We start from the raw sequence: 26480 nt of genomic DNA, 5'->3' as shown, positions 1-26480 counted from the left end.
ACACACCCCGCTCAACACCCCCACCACACTCCACCCGCTCCACCACAACACCACGCTCAACCAACCCCTCCACCACCGCACCACACCAACCACCCTCGCCCACGCGCTCACTCAGCACCAACCAACGCCCACCAGAGACCGCACCAGAAACCGCCTGTCCCCCCAACCCCTCCAACCGCTTCCACTCCACCCGATAACCCCAACCCTCAACACCAGCCCCCTCACCACGCCCCGCCACAACCCCCACACCCGAACCCACCGGCCAAAAACGCTCCCGCTGAAACGCATACGTCGGCACATCCACCCGCCGCGCCCCCACAAACAGCCCACTCAAGTCCACATCCGCGCCACGAACAAAGAGGCCACCGACCCCAGCCAGCAATGCCTCGGCCTCCAGTCGGTCCCTACGCAGAGCGGGTACCAACAGGTGATCCGAGCCGTCGTCCAAACACGCCTGCGCCAAGGCAGTCAAAGTCCCGTCCGGCCCGAGCTCCAGGAACCGGGTGACTCCCTGCTCCCCCAGCCCCCGCACACCATCCGCGAAGCGAACGGCCTCGCGGACATGCCGCACCCAGTACTCGGCGGACCTCAGCTCCTCCGCCGTAGCCAGCTCACCCGTCACATTCGACACCACCGGGATACGCGGCTCCGCATACGCCACGCCCTCCGCAACCGCACGGAACTCAGCCAGCATCGGCTCCATCAACGGCGAGTGGAACGCATGGCTCACCGACAGCCGCTTCACCTTCCGCCCCTGAGACTCAAACCGACCGGCGACCTCCAGCACCGCCGCTTCCGCACCCGAAACCACCACCGCCTGCGGCCCGTTCACCGCCGCCACACTCACCCGCTGCTCCAGCCCCTGCCCCTGCCCCTCCAGCAGCTCCAGGACCTCACCCTCCGACGCCTGGAGCGACACCATCGCCCCACCCGCCGGCAACGCCTGCATCAACCGACCCCGCGCCGCCACCAAACGACACGCATCCTCCAGCGACCACACCCCCGCCACATACGCCGCCACCAACTCACCAACCGAATGCCCCAACAAGAAGTCCGGCCGAACACCCAACGACTCCACCAACCGGAACAGCGCCACCTCCACCGCGAACAACGCCGGCTGGGCATACTCCGTCCGGTTCAGCAATGCGGCATCGTCACCGAAGACCACGCTGCGCAGCGGCAGCTCCAACTGCTCGCCGAAATGCGCGCACACCTCGTCAAACGCATCCGCGAACACCGGGAACCCCTCATACAGCTCCCAGCCCATCCCGATCCGTTGCGCCCCCTGCCCCGTGAACAGGAATGCCGATCGCCCCTGGCCCTTCACACCGCGGACGACACCGGCGGCGTTCCGCCCCTCGACGATTGCGGTGAGCCCCTCAGCGGCCGACTCTTGGTCGCTCACGAGCAGTACGGCCCGGTTGTCGAACGTCTCCCTCGACGTCGCCAGGGAAAAGCCCACATCGGTGACGTCGAGCGGCGCGTCCTTGATGTGCGCCAGGAGCCGTTCGGCCTGGGCGCGGAGGCCGGCTTCATCGCGCCCTGACACCGTCCACGGCACCGCAGGCAGTGCGAGTGGCTTCTCGTCCTCCACCGGTTCGTTGATGACCGGAGCCTCTTCGATGACGGTATGGGCATTGGTGCCGCTGATTCCGAACGCAGACACACCGGCCCGCCGCAGCCGCTCCCCCTCCGGCCACTCCACCGCCTCGGTCAGCAACCGCACATCCCCCGCCGACCAATCCACATGCGACGACGGCGCATCCACATGCAACGTCCGCGGCAACCACCCGTGCTGCATAGCCAGCACCATCTTCATCACACCCGCCACACCCGCCGCGGCTTGGGTGTGCCCGAGGTTGGACTTCACCGAACCCAGCCACAATGGACGGTCCGCCGCCCGCTCCTGGCCGTACGTAGCGAGGAGGGCGTGCGCCTCGATCGGGTCACCGAGCGCCGTCCCCGTACCGTGCGCCTCCACCACGTCGACGTCCGCGGCCGACAGCCCGGCGCTCGCCAGCGCCTGCCGGATCACCCGCTGCTGCGACGGACCATTCGGCGCCGTCAGGCCGTTCGACGCACCGTCCTGGTTCACCGCCGTACCACGCACCACCGCCAGCACCCGGTGGCCGTTCCGCCGGGCGTCCGACAGCCGCTCGACGACCAGCACGCCCACGCCCTCGGCCCAACCCGTACCGTCCGCCGCCTCCGCGAACGCCTTGCACCGCCCATCCCCCGCCAGCCCACGCTGACGACTGAACTCCACAAACGCACCCGGCGTCGACATCACCGTCACACCGCCGGCGAGCGCGAGGTCACACTCGCCCGAGCGGAGCGACTGCACCGCCAGATGGAGCGCGACCAGCGAGGCCGAGCAGGCGGTGTCCACCGTCACCGCCGGTCCTTCGAGTCCGAAGGTGTACGCCAGCCGGCCCGAGACCACGCTCGCGGCGTTCCCGGTGCCGATGTAGCCCCCCAGGTCCTCCTCACCGGACGCCACCAACAACCCCGGATAGTCCTGGCCGTTGGTGCCCGCGAAGACCCCCGTACGGCTACCGCGCAGCGCACCGGGGAGTATCCCGGCCCGCTCGAACGCCTCCCAGGACACCTCCAGCAGCAGCCGCTGCTGCGGGTCCATCGCCATCGCCTCACGCGGCGAGATCCCGAAGAACCCCGGATCGAAGTCACCCACCCCGGACAGGAACCCGCCCTCACGGACGGACACCTTCCCCGGCACCCCCGGCTCCGGGTCGTACAAACCCTCAACGTCCCAGCCGCGGTCGGTCGGGAACGGCACCACACCGTCCCCGCCCTCGCACAGCAACCGCCACAGCTCCTCCGGGGAGCCCACCCCGCCCGGGAAGCGGCAGCTCATCGCCACGATCGCCACCGGATCGTCCGCCGACGGCGATATCGCCGGGGCCGTATCGCCAACAGTGGCGGCAAGAGCGGCTCGCTCCTCCGCACCGGCTCCCTCCGGACCGGACAATGCGCCCTCCAGATGGCGTGCCACCGCGAGGGGGGAAGGGTGATCGAAAACGAGCGTGGAAGGCAGATTCAATCCGGTGACGGCATTCAGGTGGTTGCGCAGTTCCACGGCGGTGAGCGAGTCGACGCCGAGTCCCCGGAAGTCGCGAGTCGGCTCGATTGTCCCGGCTCCCGAATGTCCCAGGACGAGCGCCGCCTGAGAGCGTACGAGCTCCAATAGCGCCGTATGACGCTCGGCGCTGGGCAGGGGTGCGAGCCGGGAACGCAGGGCGTCGGTCGGGTGCACCTCGGACGGGGATGCGGCAGCGGTCCGCCGCGTACTCGTCCCCAGAAGTCCCTGAAGCAGGGGCGGAAGCGCGCCCGCCGCGTGCTGCTCCCGCAACCTCATGTGGTGGAGCTGGACCGGGATCACGACGGGCTCGGCGCTGCAACGGGCGGCGTCGAACGCCTCGACACCTCGTTCCTGGGTGAAGGGCGTGATGCCGCCGCGTGCCATGCGGTGCAGGTCGGCCTCGCTCAGCTCGCCGGTCATGCCCGCGCCCGGAGCCCAGGCGCCCCAGGCCAGCGATTGCCCGGGGAGCCCCGACGCTCGACGCCGAGAGATCAGTGCGTCCAGGTAGGCGTTCGCCGCGGCGTAGTTCGCCTGGCCGGCGCTGCCGAAGGTGCCTGCCATCGAGGAGAACACCATGAATTCCGCGAGATCCCTCGCTCGCGTCAGCTCGTCCAAATGCCTGACGGCGTCTGCCTTGGGGGCGAGCACCGCGTCCAGGCGCTCCGGGGTCAGGGAGGACAGCACCCCGTCGTCGAGTACACCGGCGGTGTGCAGGACGGCGGTCAGCGGACGGTCCTCGGGAACCGAATCCAGCAGACCGCGCACCTCCTCGCGGTCGGTGACATCACTGGCGGCGAGGGTGACGGTGGTGGCGCCCAGAGCGGCCAGCTCGTCCCGGAGCACGTCGGCACCGGGCGCCTCCGGACCGCGGCGACTGGCCAGCAGCAGGTGTCGTACGCCGTGCTCGGCGACCAGGTGACGGGCAATCAGAGCGCCCAAGCCACCCGTACCACCAGTGACCAGCACCGTCCCCTCCGGGTCGAGCTGCACCGGCATGGTCAGCACGACCTTGCCGCCCAGGTCGCGGGCCTGGCTCAGGTGCCGGAAGGCCTCCGGGGCCTTGCGCACGTCCCAGGCGGTGAGCGGCAGGGGCCGCAGCGCACCCCGTCCGAAGAGCTCGACCAGCGCCCGCAGCATCTCCCCGATCCGCTCCGGACCGGCGTCGAAGAGGTCGAAGGCCCGGTACCCCACGCCCTCATGGACGGCGGCGACCTGCTCCGGATCGCGGACGTCGATCTCGCCCATCTCCAGGAACCGCCCGCCCCGCGGCAACAACCGCAGCGACGCGTCCACCAACTCCCCCGCCCGGGAGTCCGGGGATTCGGAGTCCGAGGGGTTGGAGTCGGGGTCCGAGGAGTTGGAGTCGGGGTCCGAGGAGTCCAGGGAGTCCCCCGCCAGCCCGTCCAGCACCAGGTCCATGCCCCGGCCGCCGCTCTCCGCCAGGAAGGCGCCCTCGAAGGCCAGATCGCGCGACGAGGCGATACGGGACCCCGGCAGTCCGCACTCCCGCAGCGTGTCCCACTTCCCCGGGCTCGCGGTGCCGTAGACCTCGGCGCCCAGATGCTGTGCCAGCTGCACCGCCGCCATGCCCACACCACCTGCGGCGGCGTGGATCAGCACCGACTCCCCGGGCCGCAGGCTCCCCAGTTCCACCAGCGCGTAGTACGCGGTCAGGAACACCACCGGCACCGACGCCGCCTCCGCGAACGACCACCCCTCCGGCACACGGACCAGCGTGCGCGCATCGGCCACCGCCACCGGCCCGAAGGCCTGGGGGAACAGCCCCATCACCCGGTCGCCCGGCGCGAGGTCCACCACCCCGGGGCCGACCTCCGAGACCACACCCGCGCCCTCCAGGCCCAGTGGCCTCCTGTCTCCTGGATGCGTGCCGAGCATCTGCTGCACGTCGCGGAAGCTCACTCCGGATGCCCGTACCGCGATCCGCACCTGGCCGGTGCCCAGTTCGGCCCGAGCAGGGGGGCTCTCCACCAGGCGGAGGCTCTCCAGTGTGCCGTCGGCAGCGTTGTCCGGGGTTCCCTCGCCCACGACGTCGAGGCGCCATCCCTCCTGGGGCGGGCAGGGAGCCGTCAGTTCGTCGCGGCGGATGTCGGTGCTCAGCCTCGGCTGGTGGGCGGTGCCTTCCCTGAGGGCGAGTTCGGGTTCGCCGGAGGCCAGCGCGGTGGGCAGTGCGGCCAGCGACGCTTCGGAGCCGTCGATGTCGACAAGGACGAAGCGGCCGGGGTGTTCCACCCGTGCGGCCCTGACCAGGCCCCAGACCGCGGCCTGCGCCGGGTCGGGCCGCGACGGCCCCGCCGGTACGGCGTTCCGGGTCACCACGACGAGGCGCGCGTGGTGGTGCTGCTCGGTGCCGGTCCATTCCTGGATACGGGCGAGTGCCCGGTGGACCGCGGCTCGGCCGGCTGTGGGGGTCCCGGCCGGCTCTTCTTCGGCGACCGCGTCGAGGCGCAGCAGCACGAACGGGGGGACGGCGTCGACCGGCGCGGGGTGGGTCCGGTCCAGCTCATCGAGGTCGATCACGTCGGCGGACTCCGACGGGGTTTCGGGCACGGGGACCCAGTCGACCCGGTGGAGCGCACCCGAGTGGGTACTGCCCTGCCGGGCTCGGCGGAGCACCTCGGCGGAGATCGGCGCCAGGGTGACGGCTTCGATCTCCGCCACCGGCTGCCCGACGGCGTCCGCGAGTTGCAGCGTCACCGTATCGGCCTCAGGTCCGCCCGCATCGGCGTCCCCGCCCGGTGCCACCCCTGTCGAGCTGCCGGCCGAGATGCGGGGCGAGGGGCGAGTCGAGGGGCGAGTCGACAGGCGGGCTCGGAGCACGGACGCACCCGAGGCATGGAGGCGCACGCCGTGCCAGGAGACCGGCAGCTGCCCGAGCGTCGCCGCCTGTCCGTCCGTTCCGAGCGCCAACGCGTGCAGGGCACCGTCCAGAAGAGCGGGGTGCAGCCCGAAGGACGACGGCCGTGCTGCCTCCGGGAGCTCCACGGTGGCGAAGAGGTCGGTGCCGCGCCGCCATACGGCGCGCAGGCCGCGGAAGGCGGGTCCGTGGTCGATACCCGCCGCGGCGAAGCTCTCGTAGAGGCCGTCCAGGCGGACCGGCTGTGCCCCTTGCGGCGGCCAGACCGAGAGGTCGAAGGCTCGGCCCCGACCGGCGGCCCCGAGGGCACCCGTGGCGTGCCGGATCCATGGTTCCTCGGCGACGCCGGTGCTGCCGATGCGGCAGGAGTGCAGGGTGAGCGCGCGGATGCCGTGGAGGTCCGGCTCCTGGATGCGCATCTGCAGTTGGACGGCCTCGTGCGCCGGGAGTACCAACGGCGCTTCGAGGGTCAGTGTTTCGATGTGGTCGCAGTTGACCTGGTCGGCGGCGCGCAGCGCCATGTCCAACAGGGCCGTACCGGGGACGACGATCGAGCCCTCGACGAGGTGGTCCGCCAGCCAAGGGTGGTCCTGCGCGGAGAGGCGGCCGGTGAACACGACGGAGTGGGAATCGGCGAGCGTGATGGTGGCCGCGAGAAGGGGGTGTTCAGCGGCCTGCAACCCGGCGGATCCGAGGTTGGTGGCGTTGGTGTGGGCGAGGTTCAGCCAGTACCGCTGGTGCTGGAAGGCGTAGGTGGGCAGATCGACGGGTCGGGCGCCGGTTCCCGCGAAGGGGGTGGACCAGTCGATCGGGACACCGTGGGCGTAGGCCTGCCCCAGAGCGGTCAGGACGGTCGCGGTCTCCGGGCGGTCCTTGCGTACGGTCGGCACCAGCAGGTGGTCAGAGCCGTCCAGGCACCCCTGCGCCAAGGCGGTCAGCGTGCCGTCCGGCCCGATCTCCAGGAACCGGGTGGCCTCATGCTCCTCCAGCCACCGGACGCCGTCCGCGAACCGGACGGCCTCGCGGACATGCCGTACCCAGTACTCGGCGGATCCCAGCTCCTCCGCCGTCGCCAGTTCACCCGTCACATTCGAGACCACCGGGATACGCGGCTCCGCATACGCCACGCCCTCGGCGACGGCACGGAACTCGGCCAGCATCGGCTCCATCAGCGGCGAGTGGAAGGCATGGCTGACCGGGAGCCGCTTGGTCTTCCGCCCCTCGAACGCGAACCGTTCGGCGATCTCGGCAACGGCCGACTCCTCGCCCGCGATGACGGTCGCCGACGGACCGTTCACCGCGGCGATGCTCACCCGCTGCTCCAGCCCCGCCAGCAGCGGCAACACCTCGTCCTCCGACGCCTGGAGCGAGACCATCGCCCCACCGGACGGCAACGCCTGCATCAACCGACCGCGCGCCGCCACCAAACGACACGCATCCTCCAGCGACCACACCCCCGCCACATACGCCGCCACCAACTCACCGATCGAATGCCCGATCAGGAAGTCCGGCCGAACCCCGAACGACTCCACCAACCGGAACAGCGCCACCTCCAGCGCAAACAACGCCGGCTGGGTGTAGCCCGTCCGGTTCAGCAACTCGGCGTCGTCACCGAACACCACATCCCGCAGCGGCACCTCCAACTGCCCGTCGGAGTGGGCACACACCTCGTCGAAGGCATCCGCGAACACCGGGTACGCCGCGTACAGCTGCCGCCCCATTCCCGGTCGCTGCGCCCCCTGCCCCGTGAAGAGCAGCGCGAGTGCGCCTTCGGGGGCGGGCGTGCCGGTGAGGACGTTGGCGCGTGGCTCGCCGTTGCTGAGGGCGGTGAGGCCTTCGAGGAGGGTGGGCAGGTCTTCGCCGAGTACGGTGGCGCGTTGCTCAGCCGCCGAACGGGTGGTGGCGAGCGACAGCCCCACGTCGCACGGCGCGAGTTCGGGCCGGGCCGTCAGGTGGGACGACAGCCGCTCGGCCTGTGCCCTGAGCGCCGCGGCGCTGCGTCCGGACAGCACCCAGGGGATGAGAGCAGGTTCGGGGGCCTGGGAGGTGGACTCCTGGGGTGTCGTGTCCATCGCTGTGGTGTCCCGGGATGCGGTGTCCGGGGAGTCGGCAGCCGGGGCCTGTTCGATCACGACATGGGCGTTGGTGCCGCTGACGCCGAAGGAGGAGATGCCGGCTCGGCGGGGCCGGTCGGCCTCCGGCCAGGCCACCGCCTCGGTCAGCAACCGCACCTTCCCCGCCGACCAGTCCACGTGCGTGGACGGCTGGTCGATGTGCAACGTCTGGGGCAGAAGGCCGTGTTGGAGGGCCTGCACCATCTTGATGACGCCCGCCACGCCGGCGGCGACCTGGGTGTGGCCGATGTTGGACTTCACCGAGCCCAGCCACAGCGGCCGATCCGCCGCCCGCTCTCGGCCGTACGTGGCGAGCAGGGCCTGCGCCTCGATCGGATCGCCGAGCGCCGTGCCCGTGCCGTGCGCCTCCACCGCGTCGACGTCCGCGGCCGACAGGCCTGCGCTCGCCAACGCCTGGCGGATCACCCGCTGTTGGGACGGGCCGTTCGGCGCTGTCAGGCCGTTCGAGGCACCGTCCTGGTTCACGGCCGTGCCGCGGACGACCGCCAGCACCCGGTGGCCGTTCCGCCGGGCGTCCGACAGCCGCTCGACGACCAGTACGCCGGCGCCCTCGGCCCAGGCCGTGCCGTCGGCGGCGTCGGCGAACGGCTTGCAGCGGCCGTCGGGGGCCAGACCGCGCTGGCGGCTGAACTCCACGAACGCGCCCGGCGTGGACATCACGGTGACGCCGCCGGCCAGCGCCAGGTCGCACTCGCCGGAGCGCAGGGACTGCACGGCCAGGTGCAGGGCGACCAGGGAGGACGAGCAGGCCGTGTCCACGGTGACGGCCGGACCCTCCAGGCCCAGGGCGTACGCCACCCGGCCGGACACCACGGCGCCCGAGCTGCCGGTGAGCAGGTGGCCCCGGAGGTCGTCGGGCAGGTCGCCGGCGCCGGAGCCGTAGCCCTGGTAGCCGCAGCCGACGAACAGGCCGCTGCGGCTGCCCCGGAGCGTCAGGGGGGCAATGCCGGCGCGCTCGACGGCCTCCCAGGAGACCTCCAGCAGCATCCGCTGCTGGGGGTCCATGGCCAGTGCCTCACGGGGGGAGACGCCGAAGAAGTCCGGGTCGAAGTCGCCGGCGCCGTGGACGAATCCGCCTTCCTTCACATAGCTGGTGCCGGGGCAGCCGGAGTCGGGGTCGTAGACGGCGTCGATGTTCCAGCCGCGGTCCTCGGGGAACGGGGTGATGGCGTCCCCGCCGTCGACGACGAGCCGCCAGAGGTCCTCAGGGGTGTGGACGTCTCCCGGGTAGCGGCAGCTCATCCCGACGATGGCGATGGGGTCGTCGTCGGCGGGCAGCGGCGCGGGCGCGGTGGTGGGCCGGTCCTCGGTGGCGCCGAGGAGTGCGGTCCGCAGGTGCCCGGCGAGGGCCGTGGGGGTCGGGTGGTCGAAGACGAGCGTCGGGGAGAGCGGGAGCGCGGTCGCCGTGGTGAGGGCGTTGCGCAGTTCGACGGCGGTGAGGGAGTCGATGCCGAGGTCCTGGAAGGTCCGCCCGGCCTCGACGGAGGCGGGGCCCGGGTAGCCCAGAACGGTGGCCGTGGTCTCCCGGACCAGGCGGAGCAGGTGTTGTTCCTGTTCGGCGGGGGTGCGCAGCGGGGCGAGGAGGCTGCGGAGGCCGGTGGTCTCGGGGTGCGGGCCGGGGCGTGCGGTGGCGGCCTCGGGGAGCTTGCCGAAGAGGGGGCGGTCGCCGGCGGGGAAGGTGCTCCAGTCGATGTCGGCGACGACGAGGTGCGGGGTGTCGTCGTCGAGGGCCTGGTGGAGCGCGACGAGTGCGGTGTCGGGGTCCATGGGCGGCAGGCCCGCCCGGGTGAGCCGGGCGTGCACGGCGGGGTCGGCGGCCATCCCGGCGTGGGCCCAGGGGCCCCAGGCGATGCTGGTTGCGGGCAGGCCGTGGGCGCGCCGGTGGTGGGCGAGGGCGTCCAGACCGGCGCTGGCCGCCGCGTAGTTGGCCTGGCCGGCCGCTCCGAAGGTGCCGGCGAGGGAGGAGAAGAGGACGAAGGCGGAGACGGGGTGGGTGCGGGTCAGTTCGTCGAGGTGGGCCGCGGCCTGGGTCTTGGGGCGGAGGACGGTGGCGTACCGCTGGGCGTCGAGGGAGGTGAGGGTGCCGTCGTCGAGGACGCCCGCGGCGTGGAAGACGCCGGTGAGGGGCTGGTCATCGGGGAGGGCGGCGAGGAGCGCGGCCAGTGCGTCGCGGTCGGCGGGGTCGCAGGCGGCCAGGGTGGTGCGGGTGCCGTGGGTGGCGAGTTCCTCGACGAGTTCCCGGGCTCCGGGGGCTTCGGGGCCGCGCCGGCTGATGAGGAGCAGGTGGTCGGCGCCTTCGCGGGCGAGGTGGCGGGCGAGGGCGGAGCCGAGGGTGCCGGTGCCTCCGGTGATCAGCGTGGTGCCGGTGGGGGTCCAGGGGGCGCGCTCGGTGGTGGGGGTGGGGCGGGCGCGGACCAGGGTGCGGGTGAACGGGCCGGAGGCGCGGAGGGCGAACTCGTTGCCGGTGGGGTGTTCGGGGGCGTGGAGGAGGGCCCGCAGGCGGTGCTGTGCGCGGTCGTCGAGGTGTTCCGGCAGGTCGATCAGGCCGGCCCAGTGGTCGGGGTGTTCGAGGGCGGCGACGCGGCCGAGGCCCCAGAGGGTGGCCTGCCAGGGGGCGTCGAGCCGGTCGGAGCGGCCGGTGGTGACGGCGCCCCGGGTGGCGGTCCACAGGCGTGCCGGGGTGTGGTCGCGGGTGAGGGCCTGGAGGAGGGCGGTGGTCTGGACGAGGGCGGTGGGGGTCTCGGGGTGCTGGGGGTGGCAGGCTTCGGTGAGGCCGAGGAGGGAGAGGATGCGGAGTTCGCCGGGCGTGCGGTCGTGGGCCTCGGCGAGGAGGGCGGCGAGGTGGTCGGGGCCGGCGTCCGGCGGGAGGCGCAGGGTGGTGGCGGTGGAGCCGTGGCCGGAGAGGGCGGTCTCAACGGCGTGGACGGTGGCGTCGTGGTGTGTGGGGAGGGCGGTGGGGGCGAGGAGCAGCCAGTGGGCCGGCGGGGTGGTGGCGGGGCGGTGGTCGACGGGTTCCCAGTGCTCGGTGTAGCGCCAGCGGTGGGCGGTGGAGTGCTGTTGGCGGTCGCGGTGGAAGGCGGCGAGGGCGGGGACGACCGGTTCGAGCAGGGCGCGGTCGAGGTGGAGGCGGTCGGCGAGTTCGGGGAGGTTGTGTTCGGTGACGGCGGTCCAGAACCCGGCGTCGGCCGGCCGGGCGCCGGGGGCCTCGTCGGTGGAATCGCCGGGGGCCGCGGCGTTGAGCCAGTAGCGGGTGCGCTGGAAGGCGTAGGTGGGCAGGTCGACGCGTCGGGCGCCGGGCAGCAGCGCGGACCAGTCGAGGGGGGCGCCGGCGAGGTGCAGCCGGGTGACGGCGGTGAGCAGGGCGGCGGGTTCGGGGGTGTCCTTGCGGAGGGTGGGGGTGAGGAGCCGGTCGCCGTCGGTCAGGCAGGCCGTGGCGAGGGCGGTGAGGGTGCCGTCGGGGCCGAGTTCGAGGAACCGGGTGGTGTGCCGGTCGGCGAGGGTGCGGACGCCGTCGGCGAACCGTACGGTCCGGCGGGCGTGGCGCACCCAGTAGTCGGGGCTGCGCAGTTCGTCGGGGGTGGCCAGGTGGCCGGTGACGTTGGAGACGACGGGGAGGGCCGGTGCGTGGTAGGTGAGGTCGGCGGCGACGGCGCGCAGGTCGGCCAGGGCGGGGTCGATGAGCGGTGAGTGGAAGGCGTGGCTGACCCGCAGGCGGGAGACCTTGCGGTGCCGGTCGCGGAAGTGGTCCGCGAGGGTCTCCACGGCGGTCTCGTCGCCCGCGATGACGGTGGCGTGGGGGCCGTTGACGGCGGCGAGGGCGACGCGGTCGGCGGTGTCGGCGAGCAGCGGCAGCACCTCGTCCTCGGTGGCCTGGAGGGCGGCCATGGCGCCGCCGGGCGGGAGGGACTGCATCAGTCGTCCGCGGGCGGCCACCAGGCGGCAGGCGTCGGGGAGGTCGAGCACTCCGGCGGTGTGGGCGGCGGCGAGTTCGCCGATCGAGTGGCCCATGAGGAAGTCGGGGGTGACGCCCCAGGAGGCCAGGAGCCGGAACAGGGCCACTTCGAAGGCGAAGAGGGCGGGCTGGGTGTGCGCGGTGCGGTGCAGCGGTTCCGGGTCGTCGCCGAAGACGGTGGTGCGCAGGGGGTGGTCGAGTTCCGGGTCGAGGTGGGCGCAGGCGGCGTCGAACGCCTCCGCGAAGGCGGGGAAGGCTGCGTACAACTCGCGCCCCATGCCCAGGCGTTGGGCGCCCTGGCCGGTAAAGAGGAAGGCGGTCTTGCCGCGCAGGGGCGAGCCGGTGACCGCGCCGGCGGCGGCCGGGCCTTCCGCGGCGAGGGTGCCGAGCCGGTCGCGCAGGTCGGCGGGGTCGGTGCCGAGCAGGACCGCGCGGTGCTCGAAGGCCGACCGGGTGGTGGCGAGCGAGTGGGCCAGGTCGTACGGGTCGGTGTCGGGGTGGGCGTCCAGGTGGGAGCGCAGGCGGTCGGCCTGGGCCCGCAGGGCGTCGGCGGTGCGGCCGGAGAGCAGCCAGGGGAGGTGGGGGGCGCGGTCCGGGCGCCGGGGGGCGGTGGCGGTGGCGGTGGGACGGTGCGCGTCGTCCGGGGAGGGCTCGCGGTCGGCGGGGGACGGCTGGTGGTCGGCGGGGGCGGGCTGGGCGTCCGCGGGGGACGGTGGGGCGTCCACGGGGACCGACTGCCGCTCCGCGGGGGCCTGTTCGAGGATGGTGTGGGCGTTGGTGCCGCTGATGCTGAAGGAGGAGATGCCGGCCCGGCGCGGTCGGCCGGCCTCCGGCCACGGGACCGCCTCGGTCAGCAGCCGTACGTCTCCCGCGGACCAGTCGACGTGCGAGGACGGCTCCGTCACGTGCAGGGTCTGTGGGAGGACGCCGTGCCGGAGGGCCAGCACCATCTTGATGACGCCCGCGACGCCGGCGGCGGCCTGGGTGTGTCCGATGTTGGACTTGACCGAGCCCAGCCAGAGGGGGCGGTCCGCGGCGCGGCCCTGGCCGTAGGTGGCGAGCAGGGCGCCTGCCTCGATCGGGTCGCCGAGGGTGGTGCCGGTGCCGTGTGCTTCGACGGCGTCCACGTCGGAGGCGGACAGTCCGGCGCCCGCCAGCGCGGACCGGATCACGCGTTGCTGGGCCGGGCCGTTGGGGGCGGTCAGGCCGTTGGAGGCGCCGTCCTGGTTGAGGGCGCTGCCGCGGATCAGGGCCAGGACGGGGTGGCCGTTGCGGCGGGCGTCGGAGAGCCGCTCGACGAGCAGCATGCCGGCGCCCTCGCCCCAGCCGGTGCCGTCGGCGTCGTCGGAGAACGGCTTGCACCGGCCGTCGCCGGCGAGGCCGCCCTGCCGGCCGAACTCGGCGAAGGCGGCGGGGGTGGACATGATCGCGACGCCGCCGGCCAGGGCGAGGTCGCATTCACCGGCGCGCAGGGACTGCGCGGCCAGGTGCAGGGCGACCAGGGACGAGGAGCAGGCGGTGTCGACGGTGACGGCCGGGCCTTCGAGGCCGAGGGCGTAGGCGACCCGGCCCGAGACGACGCTGCCGGTCGTGCCGGTGAGGATGTGCCCTTCGACGCCCTCGGGCACCTGGCCGCGCAGCCCCGCGCCGTACTCCTGGTTGCTGCAGCCGGCGAAGACGGCGGTCCTGCTGCCCCGCAGGGTCATCGGGTCGATGCCGGCGCGTTCCAGGGCCTCCCAGGACACCTCCAGCAGTAGCCGCTGCTGGGGGTCGGTGGCCAAGGCCTCGCGCGGGCTCATCCCGAAGAACTGCGGGTCGAAGGCGTCGGCGGTGTGCACGAAGCCGCCGCGGGTGGGGGCGGCGCCCAGTGCGGCCGGGTCCCAGCCACGGTCGGTGGGGAACTCGGTCAGGGCGTCCACACCGTCGGTGAGCAGCCGCCAGTAGTCCTCGGGGGTCTCCACACCGCCGGGGAGCCGGCAGCTCATGGCGACGAGGGCGAGGGGTTCGCCGGCCGCGTCGACCAGCTGCTGGTTCTGCTTGCGCAGCCGGTCGTTCTCCCGCAGCGAGGCCCGCAGGGCTTCGACGATCTGGTCCGAGGACGTGGCCATGGGTCGGTTCTCCATCAGTGCGCGGTCGTCGTGGGTGGCTTCGTCGGGACGGCTGCGGTCAGCCGTCGGCTGCGCCGAGGGCGAGGCGCACCAGGTCGTCGACGTCCATGTGGGCGAGGGCGTCGGCGGCGGGCCCGGTGCCGGGCCGGTCGTCGGGCGGCGTGGTCCGGGCCAACGCCAGCAGGGGATCGAGGAGTCCAGCCTCCCGCAGACGTGCCAGCGGCAGGTCGGCCAGGGCCTGGCGGACCGCCCGTTCGTCGTCCGCGGGTGCGGCCTCGGCGGTGGGGTGGCCGGGTCGCTCGGGGACGAGGTGGGTGCACAGGTGGTCGGCGAGGGCGAGGGGGGTGGGGTGGTCGAAGACGAGGGTGGCGGGCAGCAGGGTGCCGGTGGCGGTGCCGAGCCGGTTGCGCAGTTCGACGGCGGTCAGCGAGTCGAAGCCGAGGTCCTTGAACGACTGTTCCTCGCCGACGTCGCTCCCCGAGGCATGGCCGAGTACCGCGGCGGCCTGGGTGCAGACCAGGTCGAGGACGGCGTGGTGGGCGTCGTCGGGTCCGAGTCCGGCGAGGGTGCGGGTCAGACCGTCGGCGTCCGGTCCGGCCGGGGCCTGCGGGTCCGTGGCCGCCGCAGGGCGGGGCGCGGTCGGTGCGAGGCCGCTCAGCAGGGGCGGTACGGACCCTCCGGAGCTCAGGGCGCGGGTGTCGACCGCCATGGGGAGCAGGGCGGCTTCGGGCCGGCCGAGTGCCGTGTCGAACAGGGCGAGTCCATGGTCGGCGGGGAGTGCGGGCAGGCCGGCGCGGGCCATCCGGCGCAGGTCGGTGTCGGTGAGCCCGCCGGTCATTCCGGTCGTCTGGGACCACGGCCCCCAGGCGAGGGAGGTGGCGGGCAGGCCTGCGGCCCGGCGGGCCGCGGCGAAGGTGTCGCAGTAGGCGTTGGCGGCGGCGTAGTTGGCCTGGCCGGGGGCGCCGAGGACGCCCGCGCTGGAGGAGAAGAGGACGAAGGCCGCCAGGTCCTCGTCGCGGGTCAGGTCGTGCAGGTGGCCCGTGGCGTCGGTCTTGGGCCGTAGGACGGGGTGCAGCCGCTCGGGTGTGAGGGAGGTGATGACGGTGTCGTCCAGGACTCCGGCGGTGTGGACGACGGCGGTCAGCGGGTGCGGAGCGGGCACCGTGTCGAGGAGGTCGCGGACCTCCTCTCGGTCGCTGACGTCGCAGGCGGCGAGGGCGACGGTGGCGCCGAGCGCCTCCAGTTCGGCGGCGAGCTCCTCGGCACCGGGCGCCTTCGGGCCGCGGCGGCTGGCCAGCAGCAGGTGTCGTACGCCGTGCTCGGCGACGAGGTGACGGGCGATCAGGGCGCCCAGACCACCCGTGCCACCCGTGATCAGCACCGTGCCGTCCGGGTCGAGCGGGACCGGCATGGTCAGCACGACCTTGCCGATGTGCCGGGCCTGGCTGAGGTGGCGGAAGGCCTCCGGGGCCTTGCGCACGTCCCAGGCGGTGAGCGGCAGCGGCCGCAGTGCGCCCTGCTCGAACAGCTCGCGGAGGTGGGCGAACATCGTCCCGATGTGGTCCGGTCCGGCCTCGATCAGGTCGAAGGCCTGGTACCGCACCCCGTCATGGGCGGCGGCGACCTGGTCCGGATCCCGGACGTCGGTCTTGCCCATCTCCAGGAACCGCCCGCCCCGCGGCAACAACCGCAGCGACGCGTCCACGAACTCCCCCGCGAGGGAATCCAGGACGAGGTCCATGCCGCGGCCCTTGGTCTCCTTGAGGAACGAACCCTCGAAGGCCAGATCGCGCGACGAGGCGATACGAGAGCCCGGCAGTCCGCACTCCCGCAGCGTGTCCCACTTCCCCGGGCTCGCGGTGCCGTAGACCTCGGCGCCCAGATGCTGCGCCAGCTGCACCGCCGCCATCCCCACACCACCTGCGGCGGCATGGATCAGCACCGACTCCCCGGGCCGCAGACCGCCCAGTTCCACCAGCGCGTAGTACGCGGTCAAGAACACCACCGGCACCGACGCCGCCTCCGCGAACGACCACCCCTCCGGCACACGGACCAGCATCCGGGCATCGGCCACCGCCACCGGCCCGAAGGCCTGGGGGAACAGCCCCATGACCCGGTCGCCGGGGGTGAGGCCGACGACGTCCGGGGCGGTTTCGGTGACGATGCCGGCGCCTTCGAGCCCGAAGGCTCCCGCGTCGCCGGGGTACATGCCGAGCACATTGAGGACATCGCGGAAGTTGACGCCGGAGGCCCGTACCGCGAGCCGGACCTCGCCCGGCTCCAGAGGGCGGGCGGCGTCCTGGTGCGGCACCAGGTCGAGGTGGTCGAGGGTGCCCTGTCCGGTCATGCCCAGCCGCCAGCAGGTCCCCTCGCCGGGTGCGCGCAGGGTGCCGGCGGTGGGGAGTACGGCCACCCGCGGCCGGTGCAGGGTGCCTTCGCGGAGGGCGAGTTGGGGTTCGCCGGTGGCCAGCGCCGCGGGGAGCGCGGCGTACGAGGCGGTCCGGTCGTCGAGGTCGGCCAGCACGAAGCGGCCGGGGTGCTCGGACTGCGCCGAGCGCACCAGGCCCCAGATCGAGGCGGCAGCGGGATGGTGGCGGGTGGTGCCGGGGGCGTTCACGGCGCCGCGGGTGACGAAGACCAGGCGGGCGGAGGGGGACGGGTCGGCCAGCCACTGGTGTACCAGGGCGAGTGCGGCGGTGGTCGCGTCGTGCGGCCGGCGGGCGGCGAGTTCGACGAGGACGGTGCCGCCGGTGCCGGGGAGGGCGGCGGGGCCGGTCGGCCGGGTGACGGGCACGCCGGCGCCGTTCAGGGCGGTGGCGAGGTCCTCGCCGTCCAGGACGAGGAGCTCAGCCGGCTCCTCGGGGGGCGTCGCGGGGAGCGGGAGGGTGGGCCAGTCGAGGTGGTGGAGCGGGCCGAAGTCCCGTGCGGCGGCGGCGATCCGGTCGGTGGAGACCTCGCGGAGGGTGAGCGCCGCGATGTCGGCGACGGGCCGGCCGTCGGTGTCGGTGAGGGTGAGCGCCACCGTGTCGGGCCCGGTCAGGTCGAGCCGGACCCGAAGCCGGGCGGCTCCGCTGGCGTGGATCCGTACGCCGCGCCAGGAGAAGGGCAGCCGTGCGGACGCGCTGTCGTCGAGCGGTAGGAAGGCGGTGGCGTGCAGGGCGGCGTCCAGCAGTGCCGGGTGCAGCGCATAGCGGTGGGCCTGCTGGTGTGCCTCGTCCGGCAGGGCCAGTTCGGCGTGCACCTGGTCGCCGAGCCGCCAGGCCGCGCCGAGTCCCCGGAAGAGCGGCCCGTAGGCGAAGCCGGCCGCGTCCAGCCGTGCGTAGACGTCCTCGACCGGCAGCGGCTCGGCGCCGGGCGGCGGCCAGGCCTGCCCTTCACCGGCGGCGGGTGCGGCGGGTGCGACGGGTGCGACGGGTGCGACGGCACTGAGGATGCCGGTGGCGTGCAGCGTCCACGGCTCCTCGGGGGCGGCGCCGGCGCGGCGGGCATGGACGGTCAGCGCGCGGTGGCCGCCGTCGTCGCCGCCGACGACCACCTGGAGGTCCTTCGCCTCCGGTGCGGGGAGGGTCAGCGGGCTCACCAGGGTCAGGTCCTCGACCTGGGGGCAGCCGGTGCGGTCGCCGGCCAGGACGGCGAGTTCGAGGAGGGCGGTGCCGGGCACCACGACGGTGCCGGCCAGCGCGTGATCGGCGAGCCAGGGCTGCTGGTGCAGGGAGAGGCGGCCGGTGAACAGGCGGCTGCCGTCGGCCAGTTCGACGGCGGCGCCGAGCAGCGGGTGGGCCGCGGCGCCGAGTCCGGCGGCGGCGAGGTCGCCGGTGGCGGGGGCGGGGGTAGGCCAGTGGCGCTGCCGCTGGAAGGGGTAGGTGGGCAGGCCGGTGGCGGTGGGTCCGCGGTGGGCGTTGGCGACCGGCGCGAAGTCGAGCTCCGCGCCGTCGACATGGGCCCGGGCCAGGCCGTCGAGCAGGGACCGGGGTTCGGGGGTGCGGTCGTGCAGGAGGGGGATCACCGCCGCGCCGGAGGTATCGGTGGGAAGGCAGCCGGCGGAGAGGGCACAGAGGGTGCCGTCGGGGCCGAGTTCGACATAGCGCTGTACGCCGTGTGCGGCGAGCCGAAGGACGCCGTCGTGGAACCGCACGGCCTCCCGGACGTGCCGCACCCAGTACTCGGGGTCGTCCAGGCCGGTGGCGATCTCACCGGTCACGTTGGACACGACGGGGAGGTGCGGCGGGTGGTAGGTGAGTGCCCGGGCGGTCGTGCGGAACGCGTCGAGCATGGGGTCCATGTGGGGTGAGTGGAAGGCGTGGCTCACCTGGAGCCGCTTGGTGCGGCGGCCCTCTGCGGCCAGCTGTGCGGCGAGTGCGGTCACCGCGTCGGTGTCCCCGGAGATCACCACGGAGTCGGGGCCGTTGACCGCGGCGAGGGAGACCTGATCGGCCCGCTCGGCGAGCAGCGGCAACACCTCGGCCTCGGTCGCCTGGAGGGCCACCATGGCGCCGCCTTCGGGGAGTTGCTGCATCAGCCGGCCGCGGGCGGCGACGAGGGTGCAGGCGTCGGCGAGGGAGAGCACGCCGGCGAGGTGGGCGGCGGTCAGCTCACCCAGGGAGTGGCCGAGCAGGTAGTCGGCGCGCAGCCCGGTGGAAGCGGCGAGCCGGTGCAGGGCCGTCGCCAGGGCGAACAGTGCGGGCTGGGTGTACGCGGTGTGGTGCAGCAGGCCGTCGGGGTCGTGGAACATCACCTCGCGCAGGGGGCGTTCGAGGTGGCTGTCGAAGTGTGCGCAGATCTCGTCCAGGGCGGCGGCGAACACCGGGAACGCGGCGTACAGTTCGCGGCCCATGCCGGGGCGTTGGGATCCCTGCCCGGTGAGCAGGAAGGCGGTGCGCGCGTCGGGGCGGGCCGGGCCGGTCACCGTGCCGGGGGCCGGGCGGCCGCCGGTGGCGAGCGCGTCCAGGGCGGCCAGCAGGGTGGCGCGGTCGGTGCCGTGGACGACGGCGCGGTGCTCGAAGGTGGCGCGGGTAGTGGCCAGGGCGTGGCCGACGGCCGCCGGCGGCTGGTCCGGGTGGCGGTCGGCGTGCGTGCGCAGGGCGGCGGCCAGGGCGCGGAGCGCCTCGGGGCTGCGGGCGGACAGCGGCCAGACGACGGGCAGTGCGGGAGCGGCGGTGTCGTCGTGGGCCGGGGCGCCCCGCTCGGTGTCGTCGTGGGCGGTGGTGCCGTGGGCGGTGGTGCCGTGAGTGGTGTCGTCGTGAGTGGTGTCGTCGTGGGCGGTCGCGGCCGGTTCGGGGCCGGGGGGCGCGGCGGCCGGCGGTATGGAGGGTTCCTCGGGGGCCTGTTCGAGGATGAGGTGGGCGTTGGTGCCGCTGAAGCCGAAGGAGGACACGCCGGCCCGGCGGGGGCGCCCGTGCTCGGGCCAGGTGACCGGGGCCGTCAGGGGCGCGACGGCGCCTTCCGCCCAGTCCACGTGCGTTGAAGGGGCGTCGAGATGGAGGGACTGCGGGAGCCGGCCGTGCTGCATGGCCAGCACCATCTTGAGCACCCCGGCGGCGCCGGCCGCGGCCTGGGTGTGGCCGATGTTGGACTTCACCGAACCCAGCCACAGCGGCCGGTCCGCGTCGCGCCCCTGCCCGTAGGTGGCGAGCAGCGCCTGCGCCTCGATCGGGTCGCCGAGGGACGTGCCGGTGCCATGGGCCTCCACGGCGTCGACGTCCGCCGTGGTGAGCCGGGCGTCGGCGAGCGCCGCCCTGATCACCCGTTGCTGGGCGGGGCCGTTGGGCGCGGTGAGGCCGTTGCTCGCGCCGTCGGCGTTGATCGCGCTGCCGCGTACGACGGCCAGCACCGGGTGCCCGTTGCGCCGGGCGTCGGAGAGCCGCTCGACCATCAGGACGGCCGCGCCCTCGCCCCATCCGGTGCCGTCGGCGCCGTCGGCGAACGCCTTGCAGCGGCCGTCGGGAGCCAGCCCGCGCTGCCGGCTGAACTCCAGGAACGCCGCCGGCGTGGCCATCACGGTGACGCCGCCGGCCAGGGCCAGGGAGCACTCCCCCGCCTGGAGGGCGCGCACCGCCCAGTGCAGGGCGACGAGCGAGGAGGAGCAGGCGGTGTCGACGGTGACGGCCGGGCCTTCGAGGCCGAAGGTGTAGGCGATCCGGCCGGAGACGACGCTGGCAGCGTTGCCGGTGCCCAGGTATCCGTCGACGGGCTCGGCGGCGTTGCCCAGGACGGTGGCGTAGTCCTGCCCGTTGGTGCCGGCGAAGACGCCGGTGCGGCTGCCACGCAGGGACAGCGGGTCGATGCCGGCCCGTTCGCACGCCTCCCAGCAGACCTCCAGCAGGATCCGCTGCTGCGGGTCCATGGCCAGGGCCTCGCGCGGGGAGACGCCGAAGAAGGCCGCGTCGAAGCGGTCGATACCGGTGAGGAAGCCGCCGTGCCGGGTGTAGGTGGTGCCCTCGTGGGCGGGGTCGGGGTCGTACAGGGCGTCGGTGTCCCAGCCCCGGTCGTCGGGGAACGGGCCGATGGCGTCGCCGCCGGCGGCCAGGAACTCCCAGAACTCCTCCGGGGTGCCGATGCCGCCGGGGAACCGGCAGCCCATCGCCACGATCGCGACGGGTTCCGCGCTGGCCGCGGCGGCCGGGCCCCCCTCCTCGGGGGTTCCTGCGGTGCCGAGGAGTTCGGCCAGCAGGTGGGCGGCGACCGCGGAGGGCGTGGGGTGGTCGAAGACGAGGGTGGCCGGCAGCTGCAGTCCGGTGCGCCGGGCGAGGGCGTTGCGGAGTTCGAGGGAGGTCAGGGAGTCCAGGCCGAGGTCCCCGAAGGTGCGTCGGGCGTCGATCCGGTCCGCCGAGGCGTGACCGAGGACGGCGGCGCTCTCGCTGCGTACCAGGTCGAGGACGACGGCGGGGCGCTCCTGGGGCGGGAGGCTGGCCAGGGTGCGGGCGAGCGGGGGTCCGCCGGCGGCGCCCGGTCCGTCCGCCGGGGCGGCGGTGCGCCGGGCCGGCCGGCCGGCCAACTCCCGCAGGAGGGGGGCGTCCGCCGGGCGCCGGCGGAGCGCGGTGGTGTCGAGCGCGACCGGGAGCGGTACCGCCCGGTCCTGGGCCAGGCAGCGGTCGAACAGCGCCAGTGCCTGGTCGGTGGGCAGGGAGCCGACCCCGCCGTGGTCCATCCGCCGCAGGTCCGCCGCGTCCAGATGGGCGCTCATGCCGCTGCGGCGGGCCCACATCCCCCAGCCCAGGGCCAGGGCCGGCCGGCCCTCGGCGTGGCGCCGGTGGGCGAGCGCCTCCAAAAAGGCGTTGGCCGCCGCGTAGTTGCCCTGTCCGGGGCCGCCGAAGGTGGCGGCGGCCGAGGAGAACAGCACGAAGGCCGAGAGGTCGAGGTGGCGGGTGAGCCGGTCGAGGTGGACCGCGGCATCGGCCTTGGGACGGAGTACGGCGCTGACCCGCTCGGGGGTGAGGGAGGTGATCACCCCGTCGTCGGTCACGCCGGCGGCGTGCACGACTGCGCCGAGGGGGTGGGCCGGCGGAACGGTGGCCAGCAGCTCGGCCAGGGCCTCGGGGTCGGCGACGTCGCAGGCGGCGAGGGTGACATGGGCGCCGAGCCCACCCAGTTCGGCGGCGAGTTCCTCGGCGCCCGGTGCCGTCGCACCGCGCCGGCCGGCGAGCAGCAGGTGCCGTACCCCGTGCGCGGTCACCAGGTGCCGGGTCACGGCGGCGCCCACGGTCCCGGTGGCGCCGGTCACCAGGACGGTGCGGTGCGTGTCGAAGGCGGCGCCGGGCGCGGGGTCCTGGGGCGTACGGGACTCGGCGGACGGCAGCCGGACGAGGCGGGCGGCCAGGACCCGTGCGCCGCGGACCGCGAGTTGGGGCTCTCCGGCGCGCAGGGCCGCGGTGACCGCCGGCGTGCACACCACCGCTTCGGGCGGGGCGTCCCCGTCGGTGTCCACCAGCACGAACCGTTCGGGGTTCTCGGTCTGCGCCGAACGCACCAGGCCCCAGACAGCCGCGGCGGGCAGGTCCGGCACGGTCTCGTCCGGTGCGGCGGCGACGGCGCCCCGGGTGACGAGGACCAGCCGGGCGGCGGCCAGGGCGGGTCGGGCGAGCCAGTGCTGGAGCAGCGCGAGGGCCGCGGTGGCCGACGCGTGGGCGCCGTCGGCGGGGTCGCCGGGCGGGTCGGTCGGCCAGGGCACGACGACGAGGTCGGGGGCGGCGTCGCCGTGCTCGACGGCCGTGGCGAGCGCGTCGAGCGCGGCGGTCAGCGCAGCCGGCACGGCGTCGCTGCCGGGGGTCGGTGCGTCGAGGAGGGCGGTGCGGTAGGGCCGCGGCGGGTCCGGGGGCGGCGCCGGCAGCGGGGTCCAGTCGACGGTGAACAGCGGCTCGGCGGCACCTGCGGGCATCGGCGGTGCGGCCTCGGCTTCGGGCACCAGCGTCAGGGAGCCGAACGAGGCGACGGGGTCGCCGAGTCGGTCGGTGAGCTGGAGGTGCACCCCGCCGTCGGCGGCGGGGGTGCAGCGGGCCCGTACCGCCTCAGCGGCCACCGCGTGCAGCGCACAGTCGCGCCAGGACACGGCGACGGGGCCGGGATGCCCGGCCGCCGGCAGTGCCTGGAGCACCGCGTCCAGCAGCGCCGGGTGCAGCGCGAAGCGGCCCGCCTCGTCCCGGTACTCCTCGGGGAGTTCGGCCTCGGCGAACACCGTGTCGCCGCGCCGCAGGACGCCTCGCGGCCCGTCGGCGCCGGTCCGCCCCGCGGCCTCCGGGTCGTCGGGCCGGTCTTCGAGGGGCCGGTCATCGACGGGGTGGGCATCGGCGGGGCGGCCCTCGGCGGGGTGGGCGTCGGCGGGCGGCCAGGGCTCCTGGGCGGGGCCGGGCGGCGCCGGGGGCCGGGGGGTGAGCACGCCGTGGGCGTGCCGGGTCCATGCGGCCTCGCCGTCCGGTGCGTCGGCGGGGCGGGCGTGCACGGTGAGGGTCCGGTGGCCGTCCGGCTCCGCGGGGGCCGCGAGCACCACCTGGATCTCCGCGGCGGCGTGCTCGGCCAGCGCCAAGGGGGTGTCCACGGTCAGCTCGGCGAGGTGGTCGCAGCCGGCGAGGGCGCCGAGGTGCAGCGCGAGGTCCAGGTACGCGCTCGTGGGCAGCACCACCACACCGTCCACCGCCCGGTCGGCGAGCCAGGGGTGCGCGGAGGGGGTGAGGCGCCCGGTGGAGACGACGGCGCTGCTGTCCGCCAGGGTGACGGCGCTGGGCAGCAGCGGGTGCGCGCCGTGGCGGGGCGCCGCGGGGGCCTGGGCGTCCAGCCAGTAGCGCTCGCGCTGGAAGGCGTAGGTCGGCAGGTCGACGCGGTGCGCGCCGGGGAAGAGCCGGTCCCAGCCCGGGCCGGCGCCGTGGGTGTGCAGGGCGCTCACGGCGGTGAGGACGCTGCGGGCCTCGTCCCGGTCCTTGCGCAGTGCGGGGACGAAGAGGGGTGCGGGGTCGGTGTCGAGGCAGCCGTGGGCCAGCGTGGTGAGGGTGGTGTCGGGCCCGATTTCGAGGTAGCGGGTGACGCCGTGCTGCGCCAGCCACCGGACGCCGTCGGCGAACCGTACGGCCTGGCGTACGTGCCGTACCCAGTAGTCGGGGGTCGCCAGGTCGGTGGCCGGCTCGCCGGTCACATTGGACACCACCGGGATACGGGGTTGACGGAACGTCATATCGCCGGCCACGGCACGGAATTCTTCGAGCATGGGGTCCATCAGCGGGGAGTGGAAGGCGTGGCTGACGCGCAGTCGCCTGGCCTTTCCACCCTGCTGTTCGAAGCGCCGGGCGAGCCGGGTCAGGGCGTCCTCGTCGCCCGCCACGACGGTGGTGCGGGGCCCGTTGACGGCCGCGATGTCCAGTCCTCCGCCGGCCTCCGCCAGCAGCGCCTCGACCTCGCTCTCGCCGGCCCCCAGCGCGTACATCGCACCGGTGGCCGGCAGGGCCTGCATCAGCCGGCCGCGGGCGGCGACCAGCCGGCAGGCGTCGGGCAGGGTGAGGACGCCGGCGGTGTGGGCGGCGGCCAGTTCGCCGATGGAGTGGCCGAGCAGCACGTCGGGGGCCAGGCCCCAGGAGGTGAGGAGGGCGGCGAGCGCCACCTCGAAGGCGAACAGGGCGGGTTGGGTGTGCTCGGTCCGGTCCAGCGCGGCGGGGTCCGTGCCGAAGACGGTGTCCGCCAGCGGCCGGGGCAGCTCGGCGTTCAGGTGGGCGCAGACCTCGTCGAAGGCCTCCGCGAAGGCCGGGAACGCGTCGTGCAGGCCGCGGCCCATGCCGAGTCGCTGGGAGCCCTGGCCGGCAAAGAGGAACGCCGTACGGCCGCGGACCGCGGTGCCGAGGACCGCCGCGGTGTCGTCGCCCTGCGCGAACGCGGCCAGACCGCGCAGCAGTTCCGCGCGGTCCTCGCCGAGCAGCACCGCGCGGTGCTCGAAGGCGGTCCGGTCGGCGGCCAGTGAGCCGCCGATGTCCGCGGCGGACACGGTCTCGGGGAGCTGCCGGGCGTGCTCCAGCAGCCGTGCCGCCTGGCCGCGCAGCGCCGGGGCGCTGCGGGCGGAGAGCACCCAGGGCACGACGGGGAGCGGTGTGCCCGGGCGGGCGGGGTCCTTCGGGGAGTCCGACGGCGCTCCGGGCGGTGCCGGGGCGACGGTGTCCGGTTCGGGCTGTGCTGGTGCGGACTGGGCCGGTGCGGACTGGGTCGGTTCGAGCCGTGCCGGTTCCGGCTCTTCCGGTGCGGCGGGCGGGGCCTGTTCGATCAGGGCGTGGGCGTTGGTGCCGCTGACGCCGAAGGCGGAGACGCCGGCCCGACGGGGCCGCCCGGTCTCCGGCCAGTCGACCGCCTCGGTGAGCAACTGCACCTGGCCGTCGGTCCATTCGACGTGGGTGGTCGGCCGTTCGGCGTGCAGGGTGCGGGGCAGTACGCCGTGCCGCATCGCCTGCACCATCTTGATGACGCCGGCGACCCCGGCCGCGGCCTGGGTGTGCCCGATGTTCGACTTCACGGTGCCGAGCCACAGCGGGCGTCCGGCGTCGCGTTCCTGTCCGTAGGTGGCGAGGAGCGCCTGCGCCTCGATCGGGTCGCCGAGCGGGGTGCCGGTGCCGTGCGCCTCCACGGCGTCCACCTCGGCGGCGGTGAGGCCGGCGGCGGCCAGCGCGGCGCGGATGACGCGCTGCTGGGACGGTCCGTTGGGGGCGGTCAGCCCGCTGCTCGCCCCGTCCTGGTTGACGGCGGTGCCGCGGATCAGGCCGAGGATGGGGTGGCCGTTGCGCCGGGCGTCGGAGAGCCGTTCGAGCAGCAGCATGCCGACGCCCTCGCCCCAGCCGGTGCCGTCGGACTCGTCGGAGAACGCCCGGCAGCGGCCGTCGGCGGACAGTCCGCGCTGCCGGCTGAACTCCAGGAAGGTGACGGGGGTGGACATCACCGTCACCCCGCCGGCGAGGGCGAGCGAGCACTCCCCCTGGCGCAGTGCGTTGCCAGCCAGGTGCAGGGCGACCAGGGAGGAGGAGCAGGCGGTGTCCACCGTCACGGCGGGGCCCTCCAGCCCGAAGGTGTACGCGATCCGGCCGGAGGCGATGCTGGCGGCGCTGCCGTTGCCGAGGTGCCCTTCGAGGCCGGCCGGTGGCTGGGCGAACCGCGAGCCGTAGTCGTTGTACATGACGCCGGCGAAGACGCCCGTGGAGCTGCCCTTGAGCTCCTCGCGCCGCAGGCCCGCCCGTTCGAAGGCCTCCCAGGCGGTTTCGAGCAGCAGGCGTTGCTGCGGGTCGGTGGCCAGTGCCTCGCGGGGCGACATGGCGAAGAAGTCCGGGTCGAAGTCGGCGGCGTCGTGCAGGAAGCCGCCTTCCCTGGTGTAGCAGGTGCCGGGGTGGGCGGGGTCGGGGTGGTAGAGGGAGGCGGGGTCCCAGCCGCGGTCCTCGGGGAAGGGCGTGATGCCGTCGCGGCCGTCGGCGACCAGCTGCCACAGGTCCTCGGGCGAGCGCACCCCGCCGGGATAGCGGCAGCTCATCGCCACGATTGCCAGCGGCTCGCGCTCGCGGGCCTCCTTCTCACGCAGCCGTTTGCCGGTGCGGTGCAGGTCCGCGGTGACCCGTTTCAGATAGTCGCGGAGCTTTCCCTCGCTCACCGCTCAGCTCCCTTCCCGGGGACTCCACTCGGTGGACCGGCCGGGCCGCCGTGCGGCGGCCACGACGCCCCGAGCCCTCACTCACTGATCACATTCTGTGGGCGCTGACCTGCCGTTCGGCACGTTCGCCGGGGACTCTAAGAGAACCCCTAGGCCCTGCCGTCACACTCCCGCCTGCCCCGCGGGCGGACGACGGGAGTGTGACGGCAG

Annotated in this window: 2 protein-coding genes; both read right to left on the bottom strand. The window is 74.4% G+C overall.

Translation table 11 applies throughout. From position 1 onward, the window contains the following. The coding region (locus AB0G84_RS07470; RefSeq protein ID WP_361316753.1) for a type I polyketide synthase at positions 1 to 14170 on the bottom strand (14170 nt) is incomplete at its 3' end. A 58-nt stretch (positions 14171 to 14228) separates the two neighbouring features. Continuing rightward, positions 14229 to 26270 (bottom strand): SDR family NAD(P)-dependent oxidoreductase, encoded by a 12042-nt coding sequence (locus AB0G84_RS07465; protein WP_361316750.1) that lies wholly within the window; start codon positions 26268 to 26270, stop codon positions 14229 to 14231. Positions 26271 to 26480 lie beyond the last annotated feature (210 nt).

It is taken from the genome of Streptomyces sp. NPDC020742 (assembly GCF_040641675.1).
GTDB lineage: Bacteria > Actinomycetota > Actinomycetes > Streptomycetales > Streptomycetaceae > Streptomyces.
Note: the sequence above shows the minus strand (reverse complement) of the source record. Positions and strands in the feature narration are given on the sequence as shown.